This window comes from Litoreibacter halocynthiae, from assembly GCF_004365635.1.
Taxonomy (GTDB): Bacteria; Pseudomonadota; Alphaproteobacteria; order Rhodobacterales; family Rhodobacteraceae; genus Litoreibacter; species Litoreibacter halocynthiae.
In genome coordinates, this window is sequence record NZ_SOBH01000001.1 from 670532 (window position 1) to 696910 (window position 26379).

Here is a 26379-nt window from a genome sequence, read left to right on the forward strand (position 1 = left end):
GGGAACGCCGCCAACGCCTTTAACGTGGCGGCTAGAGAATGGCCTCGAACAACGCTTTGGTGTTCGCAGCCGTCATCTCGACCGGATTGCCGCCCGTGCTCGGGTCGCGCAAGGCGGCGTCGGTCAACAGGTCTAGGTCCGCGTTTTTGACGCCCAGCTCCGTCAGCGTTTTCGGGATCGACATCGATGCGTTCAACTCGTCCACATAGGCGCAGAACCCGTCAAAACCGCCAGCGATTCCAAGATAGGCTGCAACCATATCAAACCGCGCCGCTATCGCGTCTTTGTTAAATTGCAGCACCGCAGGCATGCATACCGCGTTGGTCGTGCCGTGATGGGTGTGATGGACCGCCCCAATCGGGTGGCTCAGCGCGTGAATGGCGCCCAGACCCTTCTGGAAACCAGTGGCTCCCATGGCGGCGGCGGACATCATATGCGCACGGGCCTCTAGGTCAGTCGGATTTTCATAGGCGCGGGGCAGGTATTCCTTCACCAGTCGCATACCTTCCAACGCTATCCCTTGGCTCATCGGGTGGTAATGCGGACTGCTAAAGGCCTCGACGCAATGGGCGAAGGCATCCAAGCCGGTACCTGCGGTGATAAACTTGGGCATGCCAACCGTCAGCTCAGGGTCACAGATCACCACAGTGGGCAGCATTTTGGGATGGAAAATGATCTTCTTCTCGTGGGTTTCCGAATTGGTGATCACGCTGGCGCGCCCGACTTCAGAGCCAGTGCCAGCCGTGGTCGGAACGGCGACGATCGGCGCGATCTTGTTGGGGTCAGCGCGGGTCCACCAATCGCCGACATCTTCGAAATCCCACAGCGGGCGGGATTGGCCTGCCCAAAACGCGATAACTTTCGCCAGATCAAGTCCGGAGCCGCCGCCAAACGCTACGACGCCATCATACCCGCCCTCGCGGTAGACTGCGACGCCAGCTTCGGCGTTCTTGTCCGTGGGGTTCGGGTCGACTTCGGAAAACAGCCCGCGCCCCAACCCCGCCGCGTCCAGATGGTCAAGCGTTCGCGTGGTGATCTCCATCGACGCCAGCCCCTTGTCCGTGACCAGCAACGGTTTGGACATGCCAGCGGATTTGCACGCGTCAGCGATTTCGGAAATGCGCCCTGCGCCAAAACGGATAGCGGTCGGGTAGGACCAGTTGCCAGTCAGGTTCATCTTAGTGTGCCTTCTTCAGATGGTAGGATTTCGGACGTGTCAGGTTGTGGTAGCCTATGACCGACAAGCCCCCGCCGCGTCCGGTATTCTTGCAGCCGGTCCAGCACAATGCCGGATCAAGGTAGTCGGCGCGGTTCATGAACACCGTGCCCGTCTCTATCTGGTCACCGACCCGTTGGGCGCGCTCAATATCTTTTGTCCAAAGCGACGCGGTCAGGCCGAACTCGCTGTCATTCATCAACGCAATCGCCTCGGCGTCATCTTTAACCTTCATGATGCCGACAACAGGCCCGAAGCTTTCTTCGCGCATAACGCGCATATCATGGGTCACTTCGGTCAGGATTTGCGGGGTTAGATATGCGCCGCCGTCATCCTCTGCGAATGGGGCAATATGCGCCTTCGCGCCGCCAGAGATTGCCTCCGCGATTTGCCCGCGCACCTCGTTTGCAAAGCGGGTATGGGCCATCGGGCCGATGGTGGTTTCAGGGTCTAGCGGATTGCCAAGCTTGTATCCGTTCACGATAGATACGGCCTTCTCGACGAACTGGTCATAAAGGGCCTCCACCACATAAATCCGCTCGATCCCACAGCAACACTGACCGGAGTTGAACATCGCCCCGTCGATCAACGTATCGACCGCTGCATCCAGATCAGCGTCCTCCATCACATAGCCAGGATCCTTGCCGCCAAGTTCCAGCCCGACGCCAGTAAAGGTGCCCGCTGCCGCGCGTTCCATGGCCTGACCTCCACCGACAGAGCCGGTGAAGTTGACGAAATCAAAGCTGCGATTGCCGATCAGATGCGACGTGGTGACGTGGTCGACGAAGATGTTTTGGAAGACCTCTTTCGGAACGCCAGCGCTGTGGAAGGCCGCCGCCATGCGCTCGCCAACCAGCAAGGTCTGGGTGGAATGCTTCAGCACCACACTATTCCCCGCAATCAGGGCAGGGGCCACGGTGTTGATCGCGGTCATGTAGGGGTAGTTCCACGGGGCCACGACCAAAACGACGCCGTGTGGCACGCGGCGAATATAGCGGTGGAAGTCGCCATCGTCGGAGACTTCGATGTTTGCCAATGCGCCCTGCGCGATCTCGGCCATGTGGCTGGCGCGCTCGTTAAACCCGCCGAACTCGCCACCATAGCGGATCGGACGACCCATTTGATGGGCCAGCTCTGGCACGATCTCGTCGTTCATCGCGCCAACGGCGGCGACGCCCGCCATCACCAGATCAATGCGGTCTTGCAAGGGGTGTGCGGACCACGCGGGTTGGGCGTCGCGCGCGGTGCGGGCGACGGCCTCGGCCTCGGGGGCACTCAATACGGGGCGTTCAGCGAACACCGATCCGTCAATCGGAGAGATGCATTTTAAAGTTTTGGTCACTGGTCTTCCCCCTCAGGCTTTCTCAAATCCGCGCGCAATTTCATAGTCGGTGACAACGCGCTCGAAATCTTCCTGTTCCACTTCTGCGCAGCGGTGATAGTGATCCACCACCACGTCGCCAAGCGCCGCACGCAGCATGTCGGAGCCTTTCAACGTCACCATCGCGTCGCGCAGGTTGGCAGGTATTTGCTTTGCGCCTGTGTCTTCGTAGGCATCACCGGTCAACGCAGGTTGCAGGTCCAGCTTTTCTTCGATGCCCGCGATGCCCGCGGCCAATTGCGTGGCCATGGCCAGGTACGGGTTCAGGTCAGACCCGCCAACACGACATTCCACACGCACGGCCTTGGTGTTTTCGCCACATAGCCGGAAGCCCGCGGTTCGGTTGTCGATGGACCACACGGTGCCGGTCGGCGCGAAGGTGCCCTTCTGGAACCGCTTGTAGCTGTTCACATATGGCGCGAGGAAATAGGTCACGTCCGGCGCGTATTTGATCAGGCCAGCCATGTAGTGGCGCATCAGGTCGGACATCCCGTGCTTGGCGTCCGGGTCGTAGAACGCGGACTTTCCGTCCTTCCAAAGTGACTGGTGAATGTGGCTGGACGAGCCGACGCGGTCTTGATGCCACTTCGGCAAAAACGATGCCGCATGGCCATTTTGCCAAGCGATCTCCTTGATCGCGTGTTTGGCAATCGTGTGGTGGTCGGCGCAATTCATCGGCGCGTCATATCGAATGTTCAACTCTTCCTGACCGGCTTCGGCCTCGCCCTTCGTGTTCTCAATCGGGATACCCGCCGCATAGAGGTGGTTGCGAATGGGCCGCATCACATGCTCTTCCTTGGTGGTCTGGAAGATATGGTAGTCCTCGTTGTAGCCGCTGATCGGGGTCAGGTCGCGAAAGCCGCCTTTGCGGATTTCGTCGTAGCTTTTCTCAAAGAGGAAGAACTCCAATTCGGTCGCCATCGCCGCACTAAATCCAAGCGCGTCCAAACGCTCGAGCTGCTTTTTCAACACGGCGCGTGGGGAATGCGGAACAGCCTCATGCGTGTGGTGATCAAGGACGTCACACAACACCATCGCCGTTCCCTCAAGCCAAGGCACGGGGCGTAAGGTTTCCAAGTCCGGCTTCATCACATAGTCGCCATAGCCCGACTGCCAGCTGGTGGAGGCGTAGCCGTCCGGCGTCGCCATCTCCAGATCGGTCGCCAGCAGATAGTTGCAGCAATGGGTCTCCTCATACGCACTGTCGACGAAATGCTGGGCTAGAAAGCGCTTGCCCATCAAGCGCCCTTGCATATCGACCAGACAGACAAGGATCGTGTCGATCTCTCCGGCTTTCACTTGTTTTTTGAGTGCGTCGAAGGTTAATTTATTTGGCATCAGATACATCCGGATTGGCTAGGGAATGGGGAACACCCATGCTCGAGAGCGCATGAGTGAGGCTTCGTGTGAGTAGGGTGGCAATGTCGGACAGGCCAGCGTCAGTCGCGAGAAGATCATTGCGGACTTCTATCATTACATAAGGAAGCCGCCGATCCGACAAGTGCTTTTCGATACTGTGCAACACGCCATCTTCCGGCCCATAGGGCGCGTTGTAACGGGCGTCGTAAGCAGAGCTTTCAAGCGTTGGCATCATCGCATGCGCCAAACGGGTGTCCTCGGCATGCAGGAGTCCGATTTCGACGTCACGGGTCTTGCCGTGGAAAACGGGGGTGAAACTGTGGATGGTCACCAGAACGGGCGCGGGTGTCTCAGCAAGAACCTTGGCAACCGCCGCGTGGAACGGCTCGTATATGTCTTTGGTGCGCGCCGCGCGGTCGGCTTCGGTGACATGTGCATTGCCAGGGATCGTGCAGAATTCGGTATCTGCAGGCATTGCACTGGGGGCGTCGGGGGAGCGGTTGCAGTCGTAAACCAGACGCGAGAACCGCGCTTCGACCAAAGGTGCGTCGAACGTGTCGCTAAGTCGTCTGGCCAACGCCGAAGCCCCGGGGTCCCATGCCACATGCGCCTCAAGTTGTTCTTCGGTCAGGCCTAGGTTGTCTAACCCAGCCGGCACGCGATTGGCAGCATGTTCGCAGACCAGCACAACGGGGCTCTGGCCGCTTCGGTTGATCACCTCGAAGGCTGGCCCATCGGATTGGTCTAGGAGTTTGGAGGTCACAGGGCGGCTCATTCGAGGATCACGGCTTGCTTGCCAGCGGCAACAAGTCCCTCGCGGATGTCATTCGGGACGGGGCCGTCGCTAACGATACGATGGATCGAGGACAGCGGACACACTTCAAACGATGCCAATGCCTCGAATTTGGAAGCATCGGCAAGCACGGTGACCTCGTTTGACTGCTCGATCATTACCCGCGCTACCTGTGCTTCGTCAAAATTGAAATCCATCGCCCCAGTTCGCGCATCCATTGCGCCAACGGTCAAGACAGCGTGATGGGCACGAAATGCACGAAGCTGCGCTGTCGCCATCGCCCCAAGTGTCTGGTTGTTGGCCGCGCTAAACTCGCCCCCCAACAAAAACACGCGGTTGCCGCTATTTCCTTTGCTAATGGTGCGGGCAATTTCGGTAGAGTTCGTAACGATTGTCAGCCCTGCGGACTTGGCCAGTTCCTCGGCCAGAAATAACGTGGTCGAGCCGGTGTCCAACAACAACGTCTCGCCCGGCTTGAATATCCCGGCGGCCAGTTTCGCGATTTTCATTTTGGCGTCGACGTTTTCAGACATTCGCTGTTGGAAATGCCCTTCACCAAGGGCGCGGGGCAGGGTCGCGCCGCCATGCACCTTTTGGATTTTGCCCCGATCGGACAGCTGTGTCAGATCACGGCGCACAGTTTCACGCGATGCCTCAAGAAGCCGTGCCAGCTCTTCGACTGACACTTCCTCCCGCTTTCTGACCAATTCGATCAGCTTGGCCTGCCTTTTGTGCTTTTTCATAGTTTTCCGATGATATTGACTAACGTGGTCACAAAATCTACAAAAGTGGTCAGCAAACGGTCAATAATTGGTCACGGATTGTCAATACATCAACAGCGATCATCAGGAAATTTTGGCGCAAACTTGGATCAATCACTGTTTGATGTGGTGGTGGTCGGTGCAGGTGTGGTTGGCTGCGCAGTGGCGCGAAGGTTCACCTTGGAAGGTGCGCGCATCGCAGTGCTGGAAAAAAGTACCGACATTCTGGACGGTGCCAGTAAGGCAAACAGCGCGATTTTGCACACCGGCTTTGATGCCCCCGAAGGCTCGTTGGAACTGGCCTGTATTCGTGACGGATATGCGGAATACCAGACCATTCGCGACAGCTTGGGATTGGTGCAGGACAATGCGGGGGCCTATGTCGTTGCGTGGACCCAAGACGAATTGCGCAACCTCGAAAGCATCAAGGCCAAAGCGCATCTCAACGGTGTGACTGATGTCGAACTGGTCGACGCGGAAACCTTGCGCGCACGGGAACCAAACCTCAGTCGGAACGCTTTGGGGGCGGTCCATGTCCCCGGCGAAAGTCTCATTGATCCGTGGTCCGCGCCCCATGTTTACCTGCGTCAGGCGATGGAGAACGGCGCGAAGGTTTTTACCTCTTGCGAAGTAACCGATGGCGGGTTCGATGGTGCCGAGTGGCGCGTTGTGACGACAAACGGAACCCTCCGCACTCGCCATGTGATCAACTGTGCTGGGCTGTACGGGGATACGGTCAACCGTGCATTGCTGGGCGAGACGCATTTCGAAGTCAAACCGCGTAAGGGGCAGTTTGTTGTATTCGACAAGGCCGCCAGCGGTTTGGTATCAGCGATTATTTTGCCAGTCCCCAGCGAGACAACCAAAGGGATTGTCGTGTTCCGCACGGTGTTCGGCAATCTGGCCGTCGGCCCGACAGCCGAGGAGCAGGACAGCCGCACTGACGCCTCTACCGACGAGGAGACCCTGAAGGCTTTGATTGCGGATGGCATAAACAAAGTCCCCGCCTTGAAGGACATGCCAGTAACGGCGACCTATGCGGGTCTGCGTCCGGCATCCGAACAGAAAGAATACCGCATCAGTGCGACGTCAGAGCAGAACTGGATCACCGTGGGCGGCATCCGCTCGACCGGCCTGAGCGGCGCGTTGGGGATCGCGCGGCACGTGTATGGCCTGTACGAGAACATGGGAGCATCGCATGACAAGCTGCCCGACCCTGTAATTCCCAAAGCCAACATGTTGTCAGAGGCTGGCCTACGCGACTGGAAGCAAGACGGCGCGGGCGAGGTGGTGTGCCACTGTGAATTGGTCACAAGGCGCGAAATAGAGGCCGCTTTGCATGGCCCGTTGCCTGCGCGGTCGTTGGCAGGTCTGAAGCGGCAAACGCGAGCCACTATGGGGCGGTGTCAGGGCTTTTACTGCTCCGCGCGGCTGGCAGAACTCACCGATGGCTGTTTCGTGTCCGCGATGGCGGAGAAACTTCCCCATGAGTGACGTTGATGTCGCAATTATCGGCGGTGGGCCCGCTGGGCTGGCTGCCGCGAGTGCGCTGAAATCCGCAGGTGTGGAACGGGTCGTCGTGCTGGAGCGCGAAGCAGAGGCGGGCGGTATTCCGCGCCACTGCGGCCATCCGCCCTTTGGATTGCGGGAGTTCAACCGGCTTTTGACCGGCCCGAGCTACGCAGCCCGCCTTGTCTCGTCGGCACAGACGGCAGGCGTCGATATCCGCACGCTCACAACCGTTGTCGAAGCGCGTGCCGGTGGCAATCTGCTGTTGGTCACACCAACCGGGGTGACTGAACTGAAGGCAAAACGGGTGATCCTCGCCACCGGTGTGCGCGAAACCCCGCGTTCCGCGCGGCTGGTCTCTGGGCCCCGTGTCGCGGGCGTTGTGAATACGGGTGCGTTGCAATCCATGGTGTATCTGACAAAGCGCCGCCCGTTCCAGCGACCGGTTATTGTCGGCAGCGAACTTGTCGCCTTCTCGGCCATCCTGACCTGCCGCCATGCCGGAATTCGTCCCGTGGCGATGATTGAAGGCAACGAACGTGTCACCGCACGCTGGCCCTGCGCGTTGTTCCCAAGGCTGGCCGGGGTGGCGCTCCACACGGGTTCGCGCCTGGTTGAAATTCTGGGCGACACCAAGGTGGAAGGCGTCGTGCTTGAAGACGCCAAGGGGCAAATCAGTCGCATTGAGTGCGACGGCGTTATTCTCAGCGGCCAGTTCACGCCGGAGGCGGCACTTGCCCGTAGTGGTCATCTACTGGTTGATCCGGCAACCGGTGGTCCGCAGGTCGATCAATGGGGACGGATGTCCGACCCCACTTATTTTGCCACAGGGAATGTTTTGCGCCCCGTCGAGACGGCCGGATGGAGTTGGTCAGAGGGAGGGCGGACCGGTCAATGGGTCGCTCGGGACCTTGCGGGACTATTGCCAGAATCCGAACCATCTGTAAGGGTTTCGGTGAACGACCACCGTCTGCGCTATGCCGTGCCTCAAAATATCGTTTTATCACAAGACGTCGGAGGCATGAGAGACATTCAACTTCGTGTTGCTCAACACGTTGATGGGGAGTTGATTGCAGAGTGCGACGGCGAACAAATCTGGGGGCGGAAACTGCGCGCCGGCCCTGAACAGCGCGTACTTGTGCAAACGCATGAAATTGCGTCAGCATGCGCCGGACGAGACGTAGCGCTAAGAATATCGGAGCCCACCGATTGACTGAAACTGCGATGCGTAACACCCTCTGTGGGACAAAGTGAGGGGCCATTGAACGCTTCGGGCTGTCACAGTGGGGCGCGTGTAACAAAAGTGACATCAAAAACCCTGTAGATAACTGGGTATGAAAATTGCGAAAGGCACGACATCCTGTGGTGCTCCAACTATTCCGGGAGGGAATAACTTTATGAAAAACACTCGAAACACGTTTAGCCGCCGCGCGGTCCTCAAGTCCGGTGCGGTCGCTGGTGTGGCCGCGTTGGCAACGCCCGCACTGGTGTCCAAGGCATTTGCGACATCCGGCGAGATGACTTTGATGGACTGGTCCGATTACTGGCCTGAAGACATGCTGGCAAATTTCACCGCCGAGACCGGCATCAAGGTGAATTACATCGGTATCGGCTCCAACGAGGAGTTGATCAACAAGATGAAAGCCTCGCAAGGCTCCGGCGCTGATCTGATCGGCCCGACCAACAACCGCTCGTTGCAATGGGGGCCGTTAGAACTTCTGCAACCGTTCGACATGACCCGCATTCCAATTGATGCCGCAAACCCCGCAATGGCCAAAATCGGTCCGGACGCTTGGGATTTCGGCGGCAACACCTGGATTCCGCATATCTGGGGTACGGAAGGCATGGCCTGGCGAGTAGACAAGTGGTCGCCCGCGGATGCGTCCGGCGTGCCAAGCTATGGCGAAATCTGGTCCGAAGAGAACGCGGGCAAGACCATGATCCGTGCGCATTCCGGCATGCTATGTGCAGGCCTCTATATGGAAGCGTCTGGCGAAATGGATCCGGGCTCTGTCTGGGCTGCCTACGAGTCCGAAGAGAACATGCGCAAAACCTGGGGTATGATTGCCGACTGGTGCATCGCACGCAAAGCCAACCTTAAGTTGATTTGGAACGACGCCGATACGCAGAAAAACGGTCTGCTGAACGACGGTGTTGTTGTCGGCCAGACTTGGGACGGTCCACCTCTTGCGCTCAAAACAGCGGGCGAGCCTGTGACGTATCAAGCACCGGCAGAGGGTGCGATGGCATGGGTTGACGGTCTGGCGATGCCAAAAGGCGCGAAGAACATTGATCAAGCATACGAGTTGATCAAGTTTGCCTTCGATCCGAAAAACGCAGGTCCGGCTATTGACCAGCACGGCTACAACTCCCCGATCCTCGGGGCGGACAAGCTGGCGGGCGAAGCCTATGCGAAAAACTTCGCGGAAGCCTATCCGGGCGACGCTTTGGCCAATCTCAACGCATGGCCAGCAGAAGCACCGTGGTACGCCGATGTGCGCACGGAGTTTGTGAACAAGTTCCAAAGCGCATAAGCTTAAATGACTTTGGTCCGGCGGCATCCTTGATGTGGCCGGACTGCAAGGGGATAACCCCGACCAAGGGCTCGGTACAGGGCTCGGACTAAAACTGACAACGGGGAATGACTACATGAGTTCTGGTGTAGCAGTTGATCTTGAGAACATCACGATCAGGTTCGGCGACTTTACAGCCGTAAAAGATGCAAATGTGAATATCAACGGCGGCGATTTCTTCTCGTTCCTTGGGCCATCGGGCTGTGGGAAAACGACGATTTTGCGTGCTGTCTCGGGCTTTCTTGAGCCAAGTGAAGGCCGCGTGTTGATCGGTGGCAACGACATGGCGGGTATCGGTCCGAACAAGCGTCCGACGGCGTTGATCTTCCAGAACCTCGCGCTTTTCCCGTTGATGAAGGTTTGGGAGAACATTTCCTTCTCGATGGAGGTCGCGGGCGCCAGTGCTGCCGAGCGCCGCAAACGCGCCGACGAGCTGCTCGACATGATCGCCTTGGGCGGGCAGGGCGACAAGCTGCCAAGCGAGCTGTCCGGCGGCCAAAAGCAACGCGTTGCCATCGCGCGGGCGCTGTGTGCGAACCCTGATGTGCTGCTCTTGGACGAGCCGCTTTCGGCGCTTGATTTGAAGCTGCGCCAACACATGCGCACTGAATTGCGTGAAATCCAGCAGCGGGTCGGGATCACTTTTATCTACATCACCCACGATCAGGGCGAGGCCTTGACCATGTCCGACAACGTGGCCGTCATGAAGGCGGGTGTGATTGACCAAATCGACACAGGTCACAACATTTACGACGATCCCGCGACCCCGTTTGTGGCTTCTTTTGTCGGTGAAAACAATGTCTTCCGTGGTAAGGTTAAATCTATCAGCGGCAATGAGGCGGTGATCACCACGAACCGATCCGGCGATCTTCTGTCACGGATTACGCCTGCGCAAGTTGGCAAACTGGCCGTGGGTGACGACGCGATGATGTTCATCCGCCCCGAGGCGCTTGAGCTTGCGCCACGCGACGCGGACAGCAAAACCACGATTTCAGCCAATGTGATCAACGAAGAGTTCGAGGGCAATTCGTTCAGCGTCTTCCTCCAAGGCGATGGCGGCAAGCAGATCAAGATGTCAGTTCCCAATCTGGGGCAGGATCGCATCTCGGTGCGGGGCGAGAACCTGTCGCTGCGCTACGACGCGTCGAATGCCGTCACGATGCCCGCGGGCGAACTGGCGTCGGAGTAGACGTCGATGAAAAAGAAAATGATCTTCTCCGACTTCTTCAAAAACAACGGCGTTGTTATGGGCTGCCTGCTGATCGGGCTGGTGTCCTTCTGGCTGATCTTCCTGATCATCCTGCCGCAGTTGTCGATGCTGGATTACTCCTTCCGCTTCAACCTGCCACCTGCCGAGGTGGGCGGCCCGAAAGATGTCTACACCCTGAGCAATTATGAGCATTTGATCTACGGTTCGGATACGACGCATCAGACCTACAACACCGTCGACCTTAAAGTGTTCGTGCGCACGATTATTGCGGCGATGCTGGTCACCATCTTCAACATCTTCCTGTGCTACCCGCTGGCGTATTTCCTTGGGCAATCCAAAGGCTCCGGCTTTGTGCGGCTGCTGGTTGTTCTGCTGATCATCCCGTACTGGATCAACGAAATTCTGAGGGCCTTCGCGCTTAGAATTATCTTTGGAGACAGTGGCTTGCTGAACGAAGCTCTCATGTTCCTGCACCTGACCAGCGAGCCGATTGACTTCATCCGGCAAGACATCGCCCTCTATGCGGGGCTTGGATATGCCTACATCCTGCTGATGCTGTTCCCGATGTATAACGTCATCGAAAGCCTTGATCGCAACCAGATCGAGGCGGCGCGTGACATGGGGGCCAGCTGGATGCGCATCCACCGCCGCATTGTCATCCCCCACGCAAAACCCGGTATCGTGTCCGGCGCGACCATGGTGTTCATGCTGTCGGCGGGCGCGTTGGCCGCACCGCAAATCTTGGGTGGGCCAAGCAGTCTTTGGTTTACGCAGCTGGTCTATCAGTGGTTCAACGACTCGCTGAACTGGCAGCAGGGCGCGGCTTACGCGATTGTCTTGTTGGCCTCGACGATCATCATCGTTTTGACGGTGATGAAGATCTTTAAGGTCAACATGGGGGACATCGGCAAATGAGTTCCGCCAACCTTATCCGCGTTGCCCTTGGTGCCTATCTTCTGATCTTCTTTAGCTACCTTCTGGGCCCGCTTGTGGTGATGAGCCTCACGGCGTTCAACTCCTCCAGCTTCCCGACCGTGTCGCCATGGGCCTGCTTCTCGTTTGAGTGGTTCGACGTCCTGTTCAACGACAAGCACATCCGCGACGGCATCTACTACAGCATCGTCATCGGCATCGGCACGGTCATCCTGTCGGTCTCTATGGGGCTGGCGGCGTCCATCGTGTTGACGCAAGTGTGGCCGAAACTTCGCTCGACCTATTACACCATGATCATCGCGCCGATTCTTATTCCCGGCGTGGTGCTGGGCATCTCGACGCTGGTGTTCTGGGATCGGGCAGGGGCCTTACTTGGGGCAACGGACGGGTCGTTCCTGCACGGGCTGTTCCACAACGGGATATTCTTGACCATCCTTGGCCAGTCCTCCTTCATCGCGTCTTATGCGATGCTTGTGTTCGTCGCGCGCCTACAACGCTTTGACACCGGCTTGACCGAAGCGGCGTTGGACTTGGGCGCGACCCACACCCAAGCGTTTCGCAAAATACTGCTACCTTTCATGCGTCCGGCCATTGCGTCGGCCTCCGTGCTGGCGTTTCTCGCCTCGTTCGAGAACTATAACACCACCACCTTCACCATCATCGACTACAAGACCCTGACCACCGTGCTGGCGCAAAAGGTGCGGTTGGGGATCAACCCGTCGATCTCGTCGCTGGCGTTCATCATCATTGTTCTGACGATCTTTGCCGCGTTGGCATTCGAGGCGGCAAACCGCAACAAAGAACGCAAACTGGCTGTCCAGCAAGGCAAAGTATCAGCCAATAAATCTGGTGTGCTGCCCGGCTTCATGACAGGCAATCCTGCTGCGATCCTGCTTGTTCTGCTCGCCTTCGTGGTGATCGTCCTTGTTGGCACCGCGCAGAAATATAGCCCTGAGGCATGCAAAGTTCAGGTGCGTGAAGCCAAGCAGATCGAAATCCAGCAGCGGATCAAAGAGCTTCGCGAAGCGCGTCGTATCAAAGATGAGGCGAGGGCGGCCGAAGAAGCCGAGCAACCAGCGCAGGCTCCGGCAAACGCGCCGCAGAACAGCGGTGCATTTGGCAACGTGTTCGCGCCGGGCAATCTGTCCGAAGAGGAAGCTCCGAAGCCAGACCCTGCACCAAGCTCCGGAACGGGTGCGTTTGGCAATGTGTTCGATCCCAACAACCTGAACAGCGAATGAGCGGGTCGGGCTGCACTCAAGTGCGGCCCGATCACACCGTACTATAGCCGGTGCAATCCCAGATCACGGATAAGACCGGTCAGCAGAGAACGTGCTGCGTTGCGGTGCGCGCGGTGCAGGTCTCTTGCGCGCGCAGCATCGCCGATCTGGATCGCGTCTAGCACCGCGCGGTGGTCTTCGTTGGATTTAACCGGCAGCGGACGCAGCGGCAGCGTCATCATCCGCGCCCGTCGAACCTGGTCGGTATAGCGCGCCACGATTTCGATCACCCGCGCATTGCCGCCCAGCCGCACCAATTCCGCGTGAAACCTGTCATCAGCCTCTGCCCAAGCCGTGCGGTCGTTATCCGTGAGCGCCGCGTCCATAGCATCAATGCAGTTTTGCGCGATCTGTAGGTCGTTAGCCGTATATCCACGCTCCGCTGCGCGGGCGGCGGCGAGGCTTTCCAGTTCGCATAGAACGTCATAAATATCGGCCATATCCTCGGCTGAGATCGGGCAAACACGGACGCCGCGTCGGGGCTGCACATCCACTAATCCTTGCGCTTTCATCGTCAACGCGGCCTCCCGCACGGGTGTTCTGGACATGCCCAACCTGTCCGCGAGATCAGCCTCGAAATGGTTTGATCCGGCGGCAAGTTCTCCACTGAAGACCATCTCCCGCAAACGCGAGAGTGCCTGTTCGGTTTGTGATTGCCCCATGTCTAAACCTCCACACGCGTGCCGGATTCCGAGGAGCGATAAATCGCTTCCTCAACCTCGCGCACAAACAGATAATCCGCCGCTTCGTTTTCGAAGGGCTGCCCGTTCGTGAGCCCTTCGAGAACATGCCGCTGAAACGCAAAAACGCAATCCCCGCCAAAACCGGACCATGCGCGGGCAGGAAGGACAGTGTCGACCTTCACCTCGCCAAAGCGCCGCAGATGCAATGCCCCGTCACCTGTCAGCGAGAGCGTGCCCTCGGTCCCTTCGAACAGTCCTTCGCCCAAGGTCATCCGGTGGTTTTCGGCAGCGTGGTCCAACAACCGGTTGCCGTCGAACAAGGCGCGGCGGCCTTCGGGAAACTCGAACAGAATGTGACCCGCATCTTCGCCGGATATCGCAGGGTTCAGTCGTCGCAGGTCGGCGTAAACTGCGGTGGGGCGGCCAAACAGGAACCGGAACGTGTCCACCCAATGCACCGCCGTTTCATGGACCAACAGACGCGGCATGGTCTGAAAATAGGGTTGGCGGTCCAGATAGGCATCCGGCCCTTGCCCGTCCCCCGTACGAAGCCGGAATGTCAGCTGCAATGGCGCTCCAATTTCGCCGTCCTCCATAAGCTTTTTGGCGTTGCGGTACCAAGGTTGGAAGCGGAAGTTTTCATGAATAATGAGGTGGATACCCGCCGAAGCTGCCAGTTCCGTCACCTGACGCGCCTCCTCAAGAGAAGAGCAAAACGGTTTCTGGCAAATTATGGCTTCAACACCCGCCGCAATCCCCGCTGCAACTGCGCTGGCATGGCTGGGTGGCGGTGTAATGATATCCAGAATGTCGGGGCGCGCCGCATCCAGCATCGCGCTTAATTCTGTGAATGCAGGCGCGCCAGTGGTCTCGGCTTTGGCAATGTCATGATCGCACGCGCCTGCAAGCTCGACCCCTGAAAGGCGTCGCCACGCGTCATAGTGGAACTGCGCGAAGTAGCCCGCGCCAAGACACGCGACCTTCATGTCAAGCGCGCAGCAATCGCAGCTGCGGCCTCTGCCGTGGTAGCGGTGCCGCCAAGATCGCGCGTCACGCCTTCGCGGTCTGCGATTGCCGCCTCCACTGCCTCGCGCAGGCGTACCCCGTCGGCGGCCATTTCTGTGTTACCATGGGTTTCGCCCAACCAGTCGAGCATCATTGCCGCCGAAAGGATCATCGCGAACGGGTTGGCAATCCCTTGCCCTGCAATGTCGGGGGCGGAGCCGTGGCACGGCTGGAATACCGCATGATCATCACCGATATCCGCTGACGGGGCCAGCCCCAAGCCGCCCATAAGACCTGCGCCGAGGTCTGACAGAATGTCGCCGAACATGTTCTCGGTGACCATAACATCGAAGACCCACGGCTTTTCGACCATCCATAGGGCGGTCGCGTCGACATAGGCGTGATCTGATGTCAGGTCGGGATGGCGTGCGGCCTCTTCGTCGAAAATCTTGCGAAAGAAGGCGAAGGCCGCGAAGACATTTGCCTTGTCCACGCAGGTGACCCGCCCGCTGCCGCGCCCCGCCGCCTTGCGCGCCTTCGCTAACGAGAAGGCAAAGCGGAACAGTTTCTCGGAGGTCGCGCGGGTGATCTTCAGCGTCTCGTAGGCGGCGGCGTCATTGCGCACATCGCGGGTGCCTTGGGAATGGAACAGGCCTTCGGTGCTTTCGCGGATCAAAACGAAGTCCACCGCTTGCCCGCCTTTCAGTGCCAGCGGCGTGGGTTGACCGGGGACGATGCGCACAGGGCGCACGCCAGCATAAAGCTGCAATTCCTTGCGGATTTCGATTTGGGGGGAGATTTCAGTACCATCAGGGTAGCGCACGGAGGGAAGCCCCATCGCGGACAGCAAGATCGCGTCGGCGGTGCGTGCGGTCGCCAGAGAGCTGGCGGGCAGGCTCTCACCATGTTCTGCGTAATGGGCGGCACCGGCCCGCACGGCATCAAAAACGAGGCCATAGGTCTGTGATGTTTTCGCAATTCCTGCCAGCAAATCGACGGTCGGCTGCATGATTTCCGGCCCGATGCCGTCGCCGTTGAAAACTGCAATCTTGAAAGTCTTTGTCATTGTTCGTTGTATCCGGCTTTATGAATGGACGTTTTGACCCTTAATAACGTATACGTTAATGTATGCAATGATCCAAGGACCATCCCATGTTTGCCCTCGCCGTGACCTTCGACATCGTTCCTGCTGACCTTGATGCCTTCAAGGCGGCTATGCTGATCAACGCGAAAGCCTCCTTGTCGACCGAGCCGGGATGCAGGCAGTTCGATGTGTGCATGGATCCCGAGCGCCCGACCGAAATCTTCCTTTACGAAATTTATGACGACGAGGCGGCGTTCGAGGCCCATACCAAAACGACGCATTATGCCACGCTCCAGTCGACGACCGAGGGGATGGTGAAAGACAAAAACGTCCGCTTCTTCAAGGAAGTTCACCAATGACCGACTGGCAGGTTCACGCCCTCAAATACGCGGACCGGAACAGCCGGACGCGGGCAGACAGCTTTATCTTTGACGACAACCATGATGCGCCTCATGCGATGGATTATTTCATCTGGGTGTTGCGGCGCGGGGCTGAGGTTATCCTTGTCGACACCGGATACGACGCCGGTGAAGCCGCGCTGCGCGACCGCCCCATCTTGCGTGACCCGCGCGACGCGCTGGCAGGGATCGGGTTGAAGGCAGAGGACATCAACCAACTCATCGTGACCCACCTGCATTATGACCATGCAGGCGGCTTGCACCTGTTCCCCAACGCGACGATTCACCTGCAAGAGGCGGAAATGGCCTACGCCACTGGCCCCTGCATGTGCCACGATACGCTGAAAATGCCGTTCACGGCGGATCATGTCTGCGAAGCGGTCAAGCGCGTCTATCAAGGGCGCTGCGTCTTTCACGACGGGGACGGAGAGGTCGCCGAAGGGGTCACTGTGCATTGTCTGGGCGGCCATTCGCGCGGCCTGCAAGCGGTCAGGGTGCGCACGGAGGCAGGGTGGCTATGCCTTGCGTCTGACGCGGCACATTACTACGAAAATGTATTTGAAAAGAAGCCGTTCCCGATCGTCGTTGATCTCCAAAACATGCTCGACGGCTTCACGCGATTGCACAAGCTGGCCTCCGACCGATCCCTGATCATACCGGGCCATGATCCGCTGGTGACGTCGCTGTTCCCGCAGGACGGGCCGGACTATTGCTGGCGGCTGGATCGGGGGCCGGGCAAGGGCTTCGACTTGTAGAAATTTGCAGTGTCGAAATTTTACCAGTTGATAAAATTTTAAACTGTGGCACTCTGAATGGGCAAGTTGACGCAGCCCGGAGAGACCATGCCCGACGCCACGCCCCTGACACCCGGTATCACGTCCGGCCGACTGAGTGCCGAGACGCTTTCGCAAAATTTCGACGATTTGCATCCGGCCTATGCGCCGCACGAGGCCGCCGTTGCGGCGGATCGTTGCTACTTTTGCCACGACGCGCCGTGCATCACGGCATGCCCCACGGAGATCGACATTCCGTTATTCCTGCGGCAGATCCAGACCGGCACGCCGGAAGCTGCGGCCAAGACAATTTTAAGCCAGAACATCCTCGGCGGGATGTGCGCCCGCGTGTGCCCGACCGAGACACTGTGCGAGGAAGCCTGCGTCCGCGAAGCGGCGGAGGGCAAGCCTGTCGAGATTGGCCGCCTTCAACGCTTCGCCACGGATACGCTGATGCATGCTGGCAAACATCCCTTCACCCGAGCTGCGTCGACCGGGAAAAGCGTCGCCGTCGTCGGGGCAGGGCCGTCGGGCCTATCTTGTGCGCACAGGCTGGCAATGCATGGTCATGACGTCGTACTGTTCGATGCGCGCGCAAAAGCGGGCGGTCTGAACGAGTTCGGGATCGCGGCCTACAAGTCGACCGATGATTTTGCGGCGCATGAGGTCGACTGGCTGCTGAAGATTGGCGGGATCACGGTCGAGACGGGCCAAAGGCTTGGCGACGAGCTAAGCTTGGATGAATTGCAAAACGAATACGACGCGGTGTTTGTCGGCATCGGGTTAAGCGGCGTGAACTCCCTGCGCGCCGCCGGCGAGGAGAGAGAGGGCGTATCCGACGCCGTCTCTTTCATCGCTGATTTGCGTCAGGCGTCAGACCTGTCGGCGCTGCCTGTCGGGCGTGATGTCGTCGTGATCGGGGGCGGGATGACCGCCGTTGACGCTGCCGTGCAATCCAAGTTGTTGGGCGCGCAGAATGTGACCATCGTTTATCGACGCGGGCAGGACCAGATGGGCGCATCGCGGTTCGAACAAGACTTGGCAACCTCCAAAGGCGTGCGCATCATCGCCAATGCGCAACCCGTCGCAGTTCACGGTAACGGCGCAGTGGCCGAGGCGGAGTTTGAGTACACCACAACAAAGGACGGCGCGCTGAAAGGCACCGGAGAGACCTTCCGTATCAAAGCGGACCAGTTGTTCAAGGCCATTGGTCAGACGTTGGAAGCTGCGCCAGAAGCATTGAAACTAGACGGTCGCAAGATCGCGGTGACAGGCGCGGGACGCACCTCCGTCAAGGGCATCTGGGCCGGTGGCGATTGCGCGTCCGGCGGGGACGATTTGACCGTGACAGCGGTGGCCGAGGGACGCGATGCGGCTGAAGATATTCACGCCAGCTTTCTGGCCAAGACACCATGACCAAGCTGCCGATTGCCTTGGCTCTTCTGGTCAGTTCGGCCGGTTCTGTATGTGCCGCACCTTTGGGGGGTGACTGGTGCATGAACGGAGAGACAATGCACCTGGATAGCGAGAATCTTTATTTCAACGAGCACACTATCTGCGAAGCTCAAGCCACGCCAATTATGCTGGATGCGCAGGATCGTTGGCAGTCGGATGTCGCATGCCGCAATGTTTATGCCGTAGACACCGCCGAGGGCGGGATGGTCGGCGTCCATGAAATAATCGTAGAGGGCCTGACGCATATGACGTTGCATGGCGCAGCGGATGGCACACTGATCCTTGGAACGAACCTCGATAACGAAGAGACGCATTATCTGCCCTGCGACGGTTGATGGCGCTTTGGAAAGGACCCTTACACATGGCTGACCTGACAACAGAATTTCTGGGCATCAAAAGCCCCAACCCGTTCTGGCTGGCCTCCGCGCCGCCCACGGACAAGGAATACAACGTCCGCCGTGCTTTCGAGGCCGGATGGGGGGGAGTCGTGTGGAAGACACTGGGCATGGAAGGCCCGCCGGTCGTCAACGTCAACGGCCCACGCTACGGCGCGATTTATGGTGCCGACCGCCGCTTGCTTGGCCTCAACAATATCGAGTTGATCACCGACCGTCCGTTGCAGACCAATCTGGAAGAAATCAAACGCGTCAAAGCCGACTATCCAGACCGCGCAATCATCGTTTCGTTGATGGTTCCCTGCGAAGAGCAGGCGTGGAAGGACATCCTGCCGCTGGTCGAGGAAACCGGCGCTGACGGGATCGAGCTGAATTTCGGCTGCCCGCATGGCATGTCGGAACGCGGCATGGGTGCGGCTGTTGGCCAAGTGCCTGAATACATCGAAATGGTCACCCGTTGGTGCAAGCAATATTACTCAAAGCCGGTGATCGTGAAGCTCACCCCGAATATCACCGACGTGCGCAAACCGGCGGCTGCTGCGATGCGGGGCGGGGCGGATGCGGTGTCGCTGATCAATACGATCAACTCGATTACCGCGGTGAATCTCGACACAATGAGCCCTGAGCCCAGCATCGACGGCAAAGGCTCACATGGCGGCTATTGCGGCCCTGCGGTCAAGCCGATTGCGATGTCCATGGTGTCTGAAATCGCCCGCAACCCTGAAACCCACGGCCTACCCATTTCGGGGATCGGCGGGGTCACCACATGGCGCGACGCGGCGGAGTTCATGGCCCTTGGTTGCGGCAATGTGCAGGTCTGCACGGCTGCCATGACCTACGGGTTCAAGGTGGTTCAGGAAATGATCTCTGGCCTGTCCGACTGGATGGACGAGAAGGGCCACACCTCCATTCAGGACTTTGTCGGAATGGCCGTGCCGAACGTCACCGACTGGCAGTACCTGAACCTGAATTACATCGCCAAGGCCAAGATCAGTCAGGACGATTGCATCAAATGTGGCCGCTGCTACGCGGCGTGCGAGGACACGTCGCACCAGGCGATTTCCATGTCCGAGGATCGCGTGTTCGAGGTGATCGACGCGGAATGCGTGGCTTGCAATCTGTGTGTGGATGTCTGCCCCGTGGAGGATTGCATCACCATGGTGCAAATGGCCCCAGGCGAGGTCGATCCACGGACCGGCAAAGTGGTCGAAAAAGAATACGCCAACTGGACGACGCACCCGAATAATCCCGGAGCCTGCGCCGCTGAATAGCCCTAAGGGGTCAGTATCTTAAGGAAGATTTCGCGAAGATAGGCGGGGGCCGCGTCATACGGCTCCTCGTCGCCCAGCACCGCGCGCACCTGCACGTCAAAATCGGCATAATGCTGGGTCAAAGACCAGATCGAGAAGATCAGATGATAGGGATGCACATCGGCAATCTTGCCCTGTTTTGTCCAGTCGCGGATCACCGCGACCTTCTCATCGACCAGCTCTTTCAGATCGCCCTTTAGCGCCTCAAGAATGCGTGGCGCACCTTGCACAATCTCGTTGGCAAATAGCCTGCTTTCGCGCGGATAAAGTCGGCTCATTTCCAGCTTGCGGTCAACGTAAGCCAGCAGTTCCCCAATCGGTTCACCGCTGGATTTCAACGCGCGCATCGGGTCAAGCCAAGTGTCCATCAGGCCGGACAACAATTCGTTGTGGATCGCTTCCTTTGACGGAAAGTAGTACAAAAGGTTGGGCTTAGAGAGTCCCGCTTCGGTGGCAATCTGGTCCAGAGTCGCGCCGCGAAACCCGTGAGTCGAGAACACCTCCAGCGCGGCCCCTAAAATCAAGTCGCGGTTGCGTTGCTGGATACGCGTGCGCGGGCGTTTGGCGTCTTGTCCGACTGGCATGGAGAAATGCCTCTTTCGTTCGCATTTGCCGCATTGGCGGTGGATTTTCCAAGGGGAATCCTTGACAGCCCCTTGACCACTGGTAGCCTTCCTTTGACCGACTGGTCAAATACTGGGGGACATTCAAATGGCAGCACCTGGCGAAAACTTGAAGATTGACGGCGCGCGGCTTTGGGACAGCCTGATGGAGATGGCCAAGATTGGCCCCGGCGTCGCGGGCGGCAACAACCGCCAGACCCTGACCGATGAGGATGGCGAAGGGCGCGCCCTGTTTCAAAGCTGGTGCGAGGCCGCGAGCTGCACCATGGGGCTTGACCAAATGGGCAATATGTTTGCGCGGCGTGAAGGGACGGACCCTGACGCGCTGCCGGTCTATGTGGGTTCTCACCTCGATACACAGCCGACAGGTGGCAAGTATGACGGGGTGCTGGGGGTCTTGGGCGGTTTGGAAATACTGCGCACGTTGAACGACCTCAATATCAAGACAAAGCGCCCGATTATTGTCACCAACTTCACCAACGAGGAAGGCACGCGTTACGCGCCTGCCATGCTGTCCTCAGGGGTGTTTGCTGGCATTCACACGCAGGACTGGGCTTACGAGCGCGAAGATGCGGACGGCAAGGAATTCGGCGACGAGTTGAAGCGCATCGGTTGGCGTGGTGACGAAGAGGTGGGCGCCCGCAAAATGCACGCCTTTTTTGAGCTGCACATCGAGCAAGGCCCCATTCTTGAAGCTGAAAACAAAGAAATTGGTGTGGTTACCCACGGTCAGGGTCTTAGCTGGACGCAAATCACAATCACCGGCAAGGACAGCCACACCGGCTCAACCCCGATGCCGATGCGCAAAAACGCAGGGCTGGGCATGGCGAAGGTGCTGGAGCTGGTGGATGAGATTGCATGGTCGCACGCGCCTCATGCAGTCGGCGCGGCGGGGCATATCGATGTCTATCCAAACTCGCGTAATGTGATCCCGGGCAAGGTGGTGTTCACCGTTGATTTCCGCTCGCCGGATTTGATGGTGATCAAGGATATGGAGCGGCGATTGACCACCGGTGCGCAGGTGATTTGCGACGAAATGGGGCTGGGGATCAAGCTAGAGAAGGTTGGCGGCTTCGACCCGGTGACCTTTGACGAAGGCTGCGTCACCGCAGTTCGAAACGCGGCGGAGCGGCTGGGATACTCGCATATGAACCTGATTTCCGGCGCGGGGCATGACGCGTGCTGGATAAACCGCGTCGCCCCGACCGCGATGGTGATGTGCCCATGCGTGGACGGGTTAAGTCACAACGAGGCCGAGGAGATCAGCCCCGAATGGGCAGAAGCCGGCACGAACGTCCTGTTCCACGCGGTCGTCGAAACAGCGGAGATCGTCGGGTGAAGCACCTTAAATCCCTTGTTGTGCAGGTCGGCCTCGCGCTTGCGGGCTGTGCCGCGCCACAAGGGTCGGTGACGATCCGCCCCGGACTTGGGGCAGAGGCTGATCTGGACGCAATCCGCCCGCCATCGGAAGCGACCTATAACTTTATCCTAACAAATGACGGGGCACCTGTTCCTGCGACCATGTCCCTCACATCGCGCAAACGCAGCGGCAATCGCTACACCTATAGCGGACAGATGGTGTTGACCTTGCCTGCGGCGGAGAACCTCGAACAGGTGGCTGCCGTCATCGCGGAAGCCTTGGGCAAAACCACCGTGCGGGCACGGGGCAACCAGTTGTTTATTCCCGTGGGTCTGACCACGGATAACAGGTTTCGATCGTCCCGCTCCAACATCACATCCGACGTCACCAGATACGCGCCACATGACTGTTTCGCGGTCCTCGGCACCTGTCGCTACAAGGCAATTGACCGGTCGGGTCGCGTTGCCGCACTGGTCTCTGAGACCACCGAGCAGGACGGCGTCTGGCGCTCTAAAACGGAGCTTGACCCGAGAGCCAAGAACCCCGGTTTGACCAACGAAATCCGCCGTGCTGTCTATTCCATCGACAAGAATGCGGTGCTGATTGACATGGTGGTGATGCGCGGATCAGGTGCGCGGCGAACCTCCTTCGCGATCCGGAGGAAGTAGAGCGATGGCCAATCTTCCGATGTTTCTCACTGTACCCATGGCTGTATTTATAATCGGCGGGGAGCAGCCCGCGCATTGGGATTGGCAACTGACCGAGCCGCTGGATTTGACCGTGCGGGTGTCGCTCCTGATCACCGACATGGATGCAGTGACACCAGAGCAGATAGCGCAATTGCAGTCCCGCGACACGCAACCGGTTTGCTACATCAGTGTCGGCACACGTGAGGACTACCGCGACGATGCCGCCGATTTTCCGGCCCATGTTGTCGGCAAACCTTTGGGCGATTGGCCCGATGAGGTCTATGTCGATATCCGCAGCCCGGAGGTGACGACCATCATGAAGGCGCGTATCGACCGTTGTGCCGCAATGGGGTTCGTCGGGGTGGAGCCTGACAACATTGACCTGTTCGAAAATGAAAACGGGTTCGGCATTACCAAGGCCGATAGCTTGGCCTATACCAGCGCTCTTGCCGATTATGCCCATAGCAAGGGGCTTACCATCGCCCAGAAAAACGCGCCGGAGCTGATACCGGATTTGGTCGACAAGATGGATTTCCTGCTGCTCGAACAATGCTTTGAATACGACTTCTGTGAGGAAACCCAACCATATCTGGACGCCGGAAAGGATGTCCTTGTGGTGGAATATACGGAGGCAGGGCTGGACTGGGACGCGACCTGTACGCAGGCCAAGGACTTTGGATTCCACCTGCTGATGAAGGACCGAGACATTTCCGCAGGCGGGAAGGCCTGCGCCGATTGAAAGACACGAAGGGAGACGCAGATGAGCAAAGTCATTAAAGGCGGCACGATTGTCACCGCAGATCGCAACTGGAAGGCCGATGTGCTGATAGAGGGCGAAAAGATCGCCGAGATCGGTGAAAACCTGAAGGGCGACGAAACCATTGACGCCGAAGGTGCCTATGTCATCCCCGGCGGGATCGACCCGCACACACATCTGGAAATGCCGTTCATGGGCACCACGGCTGCCGAGACATTTGAATCCGGCACCTTCGCCGCCGCCGCCGGCGGCACGACCATGCTGGTCGATTTCTGCCTGCCGGGGGAAGACGGCTCCTTGCTGAATGCCATCGACGATTGGGACCGCAAATCGCGCGACCAGATTTGCACCGACATTTCGTATCACATGGCGATCACCGGCTGGAACGAGAACATTTTCAATGAGATGGAAGCCGTTGTTAAAGAGCGCGGTATCAACACATTCAAGCATTTCATGGCCTATAAAGGCGCGTTGATGGTGGAGGACGACGAAATGTTTGCCTCCTTTAAACGCTGCGCCGAGTTGGGCGCATTGCCGCTCGTGCATGCCGAGAACGGCGACATCGTGCAGGAGTTGCAGCAGAAATATCTGGCCGAGGGCATCACCGGTCCCGAAGGCCACGCCTATTCCCGCCCGCCCGAGGTCGAGGGTGAGGCCGCCAACCGTGCGATCATGATTGCTGACGCCGCAGGCACGCCGCTCTATATCGTCCACGTCTCGTGCGAGCAGGCCCACGAGGCCATCCGTCGGGCGCGCCAGAAAGGCATGCGTGTTTACGGCGAGCCGTTGATCCAGCACCTGACCCTCGACGAGACCGAGTATTTCAACAAGGACTGGCAATATGCAGCCCGCCGCGTGATGTCGCCACCCTTCCGCTCGAAGGACCATCAGGCGTCGCTTTGGGCGGGGCTGTCATCGGGGTCGCTACAAGTCGTCGCCACCGATCATGCGGCCTTCACCGACAAGCAAAAGCAAATGGGTCTCGACAACTTCACCACCATCCCCAACGGCACGGGCGGGCTGGAGGAACGAATGGCCATGCTCTGGACCACTGGTGTTGAAACCGGTCGCCTGACACCGGAAGAATTCGTGGCGGCAACCTCGACCAACATCGCAAAAATTCTCAACATCTATCCGATGAAGGGGGGTATTGCCGTTGGCGGGGACGCCGATGTTGTTGTCTGGGATCCGACCATCAGTCGTGAAATCGCTGTGAGTACCCAGAAGTCGATTATTGACTACAACGTGTTCGAAGGCATGACCGTAACCGCGCAGGCGCGCTATACATTGTCGCGCGGTGATGTGGTCTGGGCCTATGGTCAAAATTCGCAACCCCAGCCCGGTCGCGGCAAATTCGTCCGCCGTCCGGCTTTTGCCAGCGCGTCTCAGGCGCTCAGCAAGTGGAAGTCGCTCAACACACCCCGCAAGATCGAACGCAATCCGCTCAACATCCCGGCAGGAGTTTAATGGCGCCGAAATGGACAATAATGAAGGAAATGCCCGGATCGTGTCACAGAATTGCCTGAATACGCTGCAAAACCTCTTCCCACAAACGGGACACGCAGAGGGGTTTACACATGCAAGTTCTCTTCACGAAGCTACTCTTGGTGCTGGCACTCGGCCTGCTTGCATTGGGTACTTGGATCAACGACGTAGCGATCGCCGACGCGATGTTCATCTTCGCGGCCTTTGCGATCGGTGGCGTCTGGTCGAAATACAGTGCTGCGGCGGAAGCCGAAGCGGAAGAAATGCCGACGGATATGCCAGCAGCTTAAGTTTTGCAGCGGGGCCACTTTAAATGGCCCCGAACGCAAACTCGATAGTCATTTCCGCCAATGCGTTGGATTTGACGTTCCAGACCGCAGATGCGCCGGTCCATGCCTTGAAAGATGTCTCGCTGGATATCTCTCAGGGTGATTTTGTCAGCTTTATTGGCCCGTCCGGTTGCGGCAAGACGACATTCTTGCGCTGTATCGCCGGGCTGGAAACTCCGACTGGCGGAACCTTGACCGTCAATGGCATGACGGCAGACGAGGCGCGGCGCGCCCGCGCCTATGGTTATGTGTTTCAAGCCGCCGGGCTTTACCCTTGGCGCACGATTGCCGGAAACATCAAACTTCCACTCGAAATTATGGGCTATTCCAGAGCCGAGCAGAATGACCGCGTTGCGCGCGTTCTGGACCTGGTTGAGCTGTCGGATTTTGGTGCGAAATTTCCGTGGCAACTTTCCGGCGGGATGCAACAACGCGCGTCAATCGCCCGCGCGCTCGCCTTCGACGCTGATATCTTGCTGATGGACGAGCCGTTCGGGGCCTTGGACGAAATCGTACGTGACCACCTGAACGAGCAATTGCTGGCGCTTTGGGCGCGGACCAATAAAACCATCGCTTTCGTCACCCATTCGATCCCGGAAGCGGTGTATCTGTCGACAAAGATCGTAGTGATGAGCCCGCGCCCCGGCCGCATTACCGATGTGATCGAAAGCCCGCTGCCAAAAGAACGTCCTCTTGATATTCGGGATTCGCCGGAGTTCATCGAAATTGCCCACCGCGTGCGCGAAGGGCTTCGAGCGGGGCATGAGGATGACTGACTTTGCCCCAAATGCGCCCCGACCCAAAGAGCCGGGGCGCTGGAAACGTGATGCCATTGCATCCCATCACCGCTTACGGCCATCGGCTCCTCAGCCTGTTCCGCAAAAAAAACGTAGCTCTGAATTGGTGAACAAACCCTTAGCATCACTGCTTCATAAACACCTATTTTCCCAACCGGTGAACTGGGCGCTGGACGAAATGTCGAACCGCTCCGCGGGAGGTATTTTTGAAGCAATGATAG

General features: G+C 58.5%; 26 protein-coding genes. 17 read left to right on the plus strand and 9 right to left on the minus strand.

What is annotated here, in order from left to right:
* Window positions 1–31: 31 nt before the first annotated feature.
* From BDE40_RS03360 to BDE40_RS03380, 5 genes are read right to left on the minus strand one after another with little or no spacing between them, the layout of a single operon-like run.
* The gene (locus tag BDE40_RS03360) at window positions 32–1177 is read right to left on the minus strand and encodes an iron-containing alcohol dehydrogenase (protein WP_134012817.1); all 1146 of its coding nucleotides are present in this window, start codon (window positions 1175–1177) and stop codon (window positions 32–34) included.
* Window position 1178: 1 nt separating this feature from the next.
* Window positions 1179–2558, minus strand: coding sequence for an aldehyde dehydrogenase family protein (locus BDE40_RS03365; protein WP_134012819.1), 1380 nt, complete (start codon window positions 2556–2558; stop codon window positions 1179–1181).
* 12 nt (window positions 2559–2570) lie between these two features.
* Entirely contained in the window at window positions 2571–3935 is a 1365-nt protein-coding gene (locus tag BDE40_RS03370; protein WP_134012821.1) for a glutamine synthetase family protein, read from the minus strand.
* Complete coding sequence (locus BDE40_RS03375) at window positions 3925–4731, minus strand: N-formylglutamate amidohydrolase (RefSeq protein WP_134012823.1); 807 nt, start codon at window positions 4729–4731, stop codon at window positions 3925–3927. Before BDE40_RS03375 ends, BDE40_RS03370 begins: the two co-directional genes overlap by 11 nt.
* Window positions 4728–5492, minus strand: a complete 765-nt coding sequence (locus BDE40_RS03380) for a DeoR/GlpR family DNA-binding transcription regulator (protein WP_134012825.1) — start codon at window positions 5490–5492, stop codon at window positions 4728–4730. The genes BDE40_RS03375 and BDE40_RS03380 overlap by 4 nt, the downstream gene beginning before the upstream one ends.
* Window positions 5493–5615: 123 nt before the next feature.
* Between BDE40_RS03380 and BDE40_RS03385 the strand changes: the two genes are divergently transcribed.
* The 6 genes from BDE40_RS03385 to BDE40_RS03410 all read left to right on the plus strand — a co-directional run bounded on the left by BDE40_RS03385 (window position 5616) and on the right by BDE40_RS03410 (window position 12976).
* Entirely contained in the window at window positions 5616–7004 is a 1389-nt protein-coding gene (locus BDE40_RS03385) for an NAD(P)/FAD-dependent oxidoreductase (RefSeq protein WP_246030345.1), read from the plus strand.
* Complete coding sequence (locus BDE40_RS03390; RefSeq protein ID WP_134012829.1) at window positions 6997–8232, plus strand: NAD(P)/FAD-dependent oxidoreductase; 1236 nt, start codon at window positions 6997–6999, stop codon at window positions 8230–8232. Before BDE40_RS03385 ends, BDE40_RS03390 begins: the two co-directional genes overlap by 8 nt.
* A gap of 184 nt (window positions 8233–8416) precedes the next feature.
* Window positions 8417–9553 (plus strand): extracellular solute-binding protein, encoded by a 1137-nt coding sequence (locus tag BDE40_RS03395; protein ID WP_134012831.1) that lies wholly within the window; start codon window positions 8417–8419, stop codon window positions 9551–9553.
* A 115-nt stretch (window positions 9554–9668) separates the two neighbouring features.
* The gene (locus tag BDE40_RS03400; protein WP_134012833.1) at window positions 9669–10781 is read left to right on the plus strand and encodes an ABC transporter ATP-binding protein; all 1113 of its coding nucleotides are present in this window, start codon (window positions 9669–9671) and stop codon (window positions 10779–10781) included.
* Between the two features lie 6 nt (window positions 10782–10787).
* A complete protein-coding gene (locus BDE40_RS03405) occupies window positions 10788–11717 on the plus strand; it encodes an ABC transporter permease (protein ID WP_246030346.1) in 930 nt (309 codons plus the stop codon).
* The gene (locus tag BDE40_RS03410) at window positions 11714–12976 is read left to right on the plus strand and encodes an ABC transporter permease (RefSeq protein ID WP_134012835.1); all 1263 of its coding nucleotides are present in this window, start codon (window positions 11714–11716) and stop codon (window positions 12974–12976) included. Before BDE40_RS03405 ends, BDE40_RS03410 begins: the two co-directional genes overlap by 4 nt.
* Before the next feature lie 41 nt (window positions 12977–13017).
* On the opposite strand, the gene BDE40_RS03415 is transcribed toward BDE40_RS03410, so the two are convergent.
* The 3 genes from BDE40_RS03415 to BDE40_RS03425 are packed head-to-tail and all read right to left on the minus strand — an operon-like array spanning window position 13018 to window position 15769.
* Window positions 13018–13677 carry a GntR family transcriptional regulator gene (locus tag BDE40_RS03415; protein ID WP_134012837.1) on the minus strand — a complete coding sequence of 220 codons (660 nt, stop codon included), beginning with the start codon at window positions 13675–13677 and terminating at the stop codon, window positions 13018–13020.
* 2 nt (window positions 13678–13679) lie between these two features.
* A complete protein-coding gene (locus tag BDE40_RS03420) occupies window positions 13680–14684 on the minus strand; it encodes a Gfo/Idh/MocA family protein (protein WP_134012839.1) in 1005 nt (334 codons plus the stop codon).
* Entirely contained in the window at window positions 14681–15769 is a 1089-nt protein-coding gene (locus tag BDE40_RS03425; protein WP_134012841.1) for an isocitrate/isopropylmalate dehydrogenase family protein, read from the minus strand. The genes BDE40_RS03420 and BDE40_RS03425 overlap by 4 nt, the downstream gene beginning before the upstream one ends.
* Before the next feature lie 86 nt (window positions 15770–15855).
* On the opposite strand from BDE40_RS03425, the gene BDE40_RS03430 reads away from it, so the two are divergent.
* The 5 genes from BDE40_RS03430 to preA are packed head-to-tail and all read left to right on the plus strand — an operon-like array spanning window position 15856 to window position 20079.
* Complete coding sequence (locus BDE40_RS03430) at window positions 15856–16146, plus strand: putative quinol monooxygenase (RefSeq protein ID WP_134012843.1); 291 nt, start codon at window positions 15856–15858, stop codon at window positions 16144–16146.
* Window positions 16143–16940 carry an N-acyl homoserine lactonase family protein gene (locus tag BDE40_RS03435; RefSeq protein WP_134012845.1) on the plus strand — a complete coding sequence of 266 codons (798 nt, stop codon included), beginning with the start codon at window positions 16143–16145 and terminating at the stop codon, window positions 16938–16940. The genes BDE40_RS03430 and BDE40_RS03435 overlap by 4 nt, the downstream gene beginning before the upstream one ends.
* 57 nt (window positions 16941–16997) lie before the next feature.
* The gene (locus BDE40_RS03440) at window positions 16998–18374 is read left to right on the plus strand and encodes an NAD(P)-dependent oxidoreductase (RefSeq protein WP_246030347.1); all 1377 of its coding nucleotides are present in this window, start codon (window positions 16998–17000) and stop codon (window positions 18372–18374) included.
* The gene (locus tag BDE40_RS03445; protein ID WP_134012848.1) at window positions 18371–18748 is read left to right on the plus strand and encodes a hypothetical protein; all 378 of its coding nucleotides are present in this window, start codon (window positions 18371–18373) and stop codon (window positions 18746–18748) included. The genes BDE40_RS03440 and BDE40_RS03445 overlap by 4 nt, the downstream gene beginning before the upstream one ends.
* A 26-nt stretch (window positions 18749–18774) precedes the next feature.
* A complete protein-coding gene (preA, locus tag BDE40_RS03450; RefSeq protein ID WP_073140856.1) occupies window positions 18775–20079 on the plus strand; it encodes an NAD-dependent dihydropyrimidine dehydrogenase subunit PreA in 1305 nt (434 codons plus the stop codon).
* Between the two features lie 2 nt (window positions 20080–20081).
* On the opposite strand, the gene BDE40_RS03455 is transcribed toward preA, so the two are convergent.
* Complete coding sequence (locus BDE40_RS03455) at window positions 20082–20702, minus strand: TetR family transcriptional regulator C-terminal domain-containing protein (RefSeq protein ID WP_134012850.1); 621 nt, start codon at window positions 20700–20702, stop codon at window positions 20082–20084.
* Window positions 20703–20829: 127 nt separating this feature from the next.
* On the opposite strand from BDE40_RS03455, the gene BDE40_RS03460 reads away from it, so the two are divergent.
* The 6 genes from BDE40_RS03460 (at window position 20830) to BDE40_RS03485 (ending at window position 26137) form a co-directional block, all read left to right on the plus strand.
* Window positions 20830–22080 (plus strand): Zn-dependent hydrolase, encoded by a 1251-nt coding sequence (locus BDE40_RS03460; protein ID WP_134012852.1) that lies wholly within the window; start codon window positions 20830–20832, stop codon window positions 22078–22080.
* On the plus strand, window positions 22077–22769 hold the full coding sequence (locus BDE40_RS03465; protein ID WP_134012854.1) for a hypothetical protein: 693 nt from the start codon (window positions 22077–22079) through the stop codon (window positions 22767–22769). Before BDE40_RS03460 ends, BDE40_RS03465 begins: the two co-directional genes overlap by 4 nt.
* 37 nt (window positions 22770–22806) lie before the next feature.
* On the plus strand, window positions 22807–23529 hold the full coding sequence (locus BDE40_RS03470) for an endo alpha-1,4 polygalactosaminidase (RefSeq protein ID WP_162848018.1): 723 nt from the start codon (window positions 22807–22809) through the stop codon (window positions 23527–23529).
* A 21-nt stretch (window positions 23530–23550) separates the two neighbouring features.
* Complete coding sequence (hydA, locus tag BDE40_RS03475) at window positions 23551–25014, plus strand: dihydropyrimidinase (protein WP_134012856.1); 1464 nt, start codon at window positions 23551–23553, stop codon at window positions 25012–25014.
* Window positions 25015–25124: 110 nt separating this feature from the next.
* Window positions 25125–25322, plus strand: a complete 198-nt coding sequence (locus BDE40_RS03480) for a hypothetical protein (protein ID WP_134012858.1) — start codon at window positions 25125–25127, stop codon at window positions 25320–25322.
* Window positions 25323–25345: 23 nt separating this feature from the next.
* Window positions 25346–26137, plus strand: coding sequence for an ABC transporter ATP-binding protein (locus BDE40_RS03485; RefSeq protein WP_073140871.1), 792 nt, complete (start codon window positions 25346–25348; stop codon window positions 26135–26137).
* Window positions 26138–26379 lie beyond the last annotated feature (242 nt).

Bases quoted from the DNA above. Each gene is read 5' to 3' on its own strand.
- BDE40_RS03420 (WP_134012839.1), bottom strand. From the start codon at position 14,684: ATGAAGGTCGCGTGTCTTGGCGCGGGCTACTTCGCGCAGTTCCACTAT.
- preA (WP_073140856.1), top strand. From the start codon at position 18,775: ATGGCTGACCTGACAACAGAATTTCTGGGCATCAAAAGCCCCAACCCG.
- BDE40_RS03485 (WP_073140871.1), top strand. From the start codon at position 25,346: ATGGCCCCGAACGCAAACTCGATAGTCATTTCCGCCAATGCGTTGGAT.
- BDE40_RS03360 (WP_134012817.1), bottom strand. From the start codon at position 1,177: ATGAACCTGACTGGCAACTGGTCCTACCCGACCGCTATCCGTTTTGGC.
- BDE40_RS03395 (WP_134012831.1), top strand. From the start codon at position 8,417: ATGAAAAACACTCGAAACACGTTTAGCCGCCGCGCGGTCCTCAAGTCC.
- BDE40_RS03470 (WP_162848018.1), top strand. From the start codon at position 22,807: ATGGCTGTATTTATAATCGGCGGGGAGCAGCCCGCGCATTGGGATTGG.
- hydA (WP_134012856.1), top strand. From the start codon at position 23,551: ATGAGCAAAGTCATTAAAGGCGGCACGATTGTCACCGCAGATCGCAAC.
- BDE40_RS03440 (WP_246030347.1), top strand. From the start codon at position 16,998: ATGGGCAAGTTGACGCAGCCCGGAGAGACCATGCCCGACGCCACGCCC.
- BDE40_RS03445 (WP_134012848.1), top strand. From the start codon at position 18,371: ATGACCAAGCTGCCGATTGCCTTGGCTCTTCTGGTCAGTTCGGCCGGT.
- BDE40_RS03430 (WP_134012843.1), top strand. From the start codon at position 15,856: ATGTTTGCCCTCGCCGTGACCTTCGACATCGTTCCTGCTGACCTTGAT.
- BDE40_RS03415 (WP_134012837.1), bottom strand. From the start codon at position 13,677: ATGGGGCAATCACAAACCGAACAGGCACTCTCGCGTTTGCGGGAGATG.
- BDE40_RS03425 (WP_134012841.1), bottom strand. From the start codon at position 15,769: ATGACAAAGACTTTCAAGATTGCAGTTTTCAACGGCGACGGCATCGGG.
- BDE40_RS03480 (WP_134012858.1), top strand. From the start codon at position 25,125: ATGCAAGTTCTCTTCACGAAGCTACTCTTGGTGCTGGCACTCGGCCTG.
- BDE40_RS03405 (WP_246030346.1), top strand. From the start codon at position 10,788: ATGAAAAAGAAAATGATCTTCTCCGACTTCTTCAAAAACAACGGCGTT.
- BDE40_RS03375 (WP_134012823.1), bottom strand. From the start codon at position 4,731: ATGAGCCGCCCTGTGACCTCCAAACTCCTAGACCAATCCGATGGGCCA.
- BDE40_RS03370 (WP_134012821.1), bottom strand. From the start codon at position 3,935: ATGCCAAATAAATTAACCTTCGACGCACTCAAAAAACAAGTGAAAGCC.
- BDE40_RS03460 (WP_134012852.1), top strand. From the start codon at position 20,830: ATGGCAGCACCTGGCGAAAACTTGAAGATTGACGGCGCGCGGCTTTGG.
- BDE40_RS03455 (WP_134012850.1), bottom strand. From the start codon at position 20,702: ATGCCAGTCGGACAAGACGCCAAACGCCCGCGCACGCGTATCCAGCAA.
- BDE40_RS03410 (WP_134012835.1), top strand. From the start codon at position 11,714: ATGAGTTCCGCCAACCTTATCCGCGTTGCCCTTGGTGCCTATCTTCTG.
- BDE40_RS03435 (WP_134012845.1), top strand. From the start codon at position 16,143: ATGACCGACTGGCAGGTTCACGCCCTCAAATACGCGGACCGGAACAGC.
- BDE40_RS03380 (WP_134012825.1), bottom strand. From the start codon at position 5,492: ATGAAAAAGCACAAAAGGCAGGCCAAGCTGATCGAATTGGTCAGAAAG.
- BDE40_RS03400 (WP_134012833.1), top strand. From the start codon at position 9,669: ATGAGTTCTGGTGTAGCAGTTGATCTTGAGAACATCACGATCAGGTTC.
- BDE40_RS03390 (WP_134012829.1), top strand. From the start codon at position 6,997: ATGAGTGACGTTGATGTCGCAATTATCGGCGGTGGGCCCGCTGGGCTG.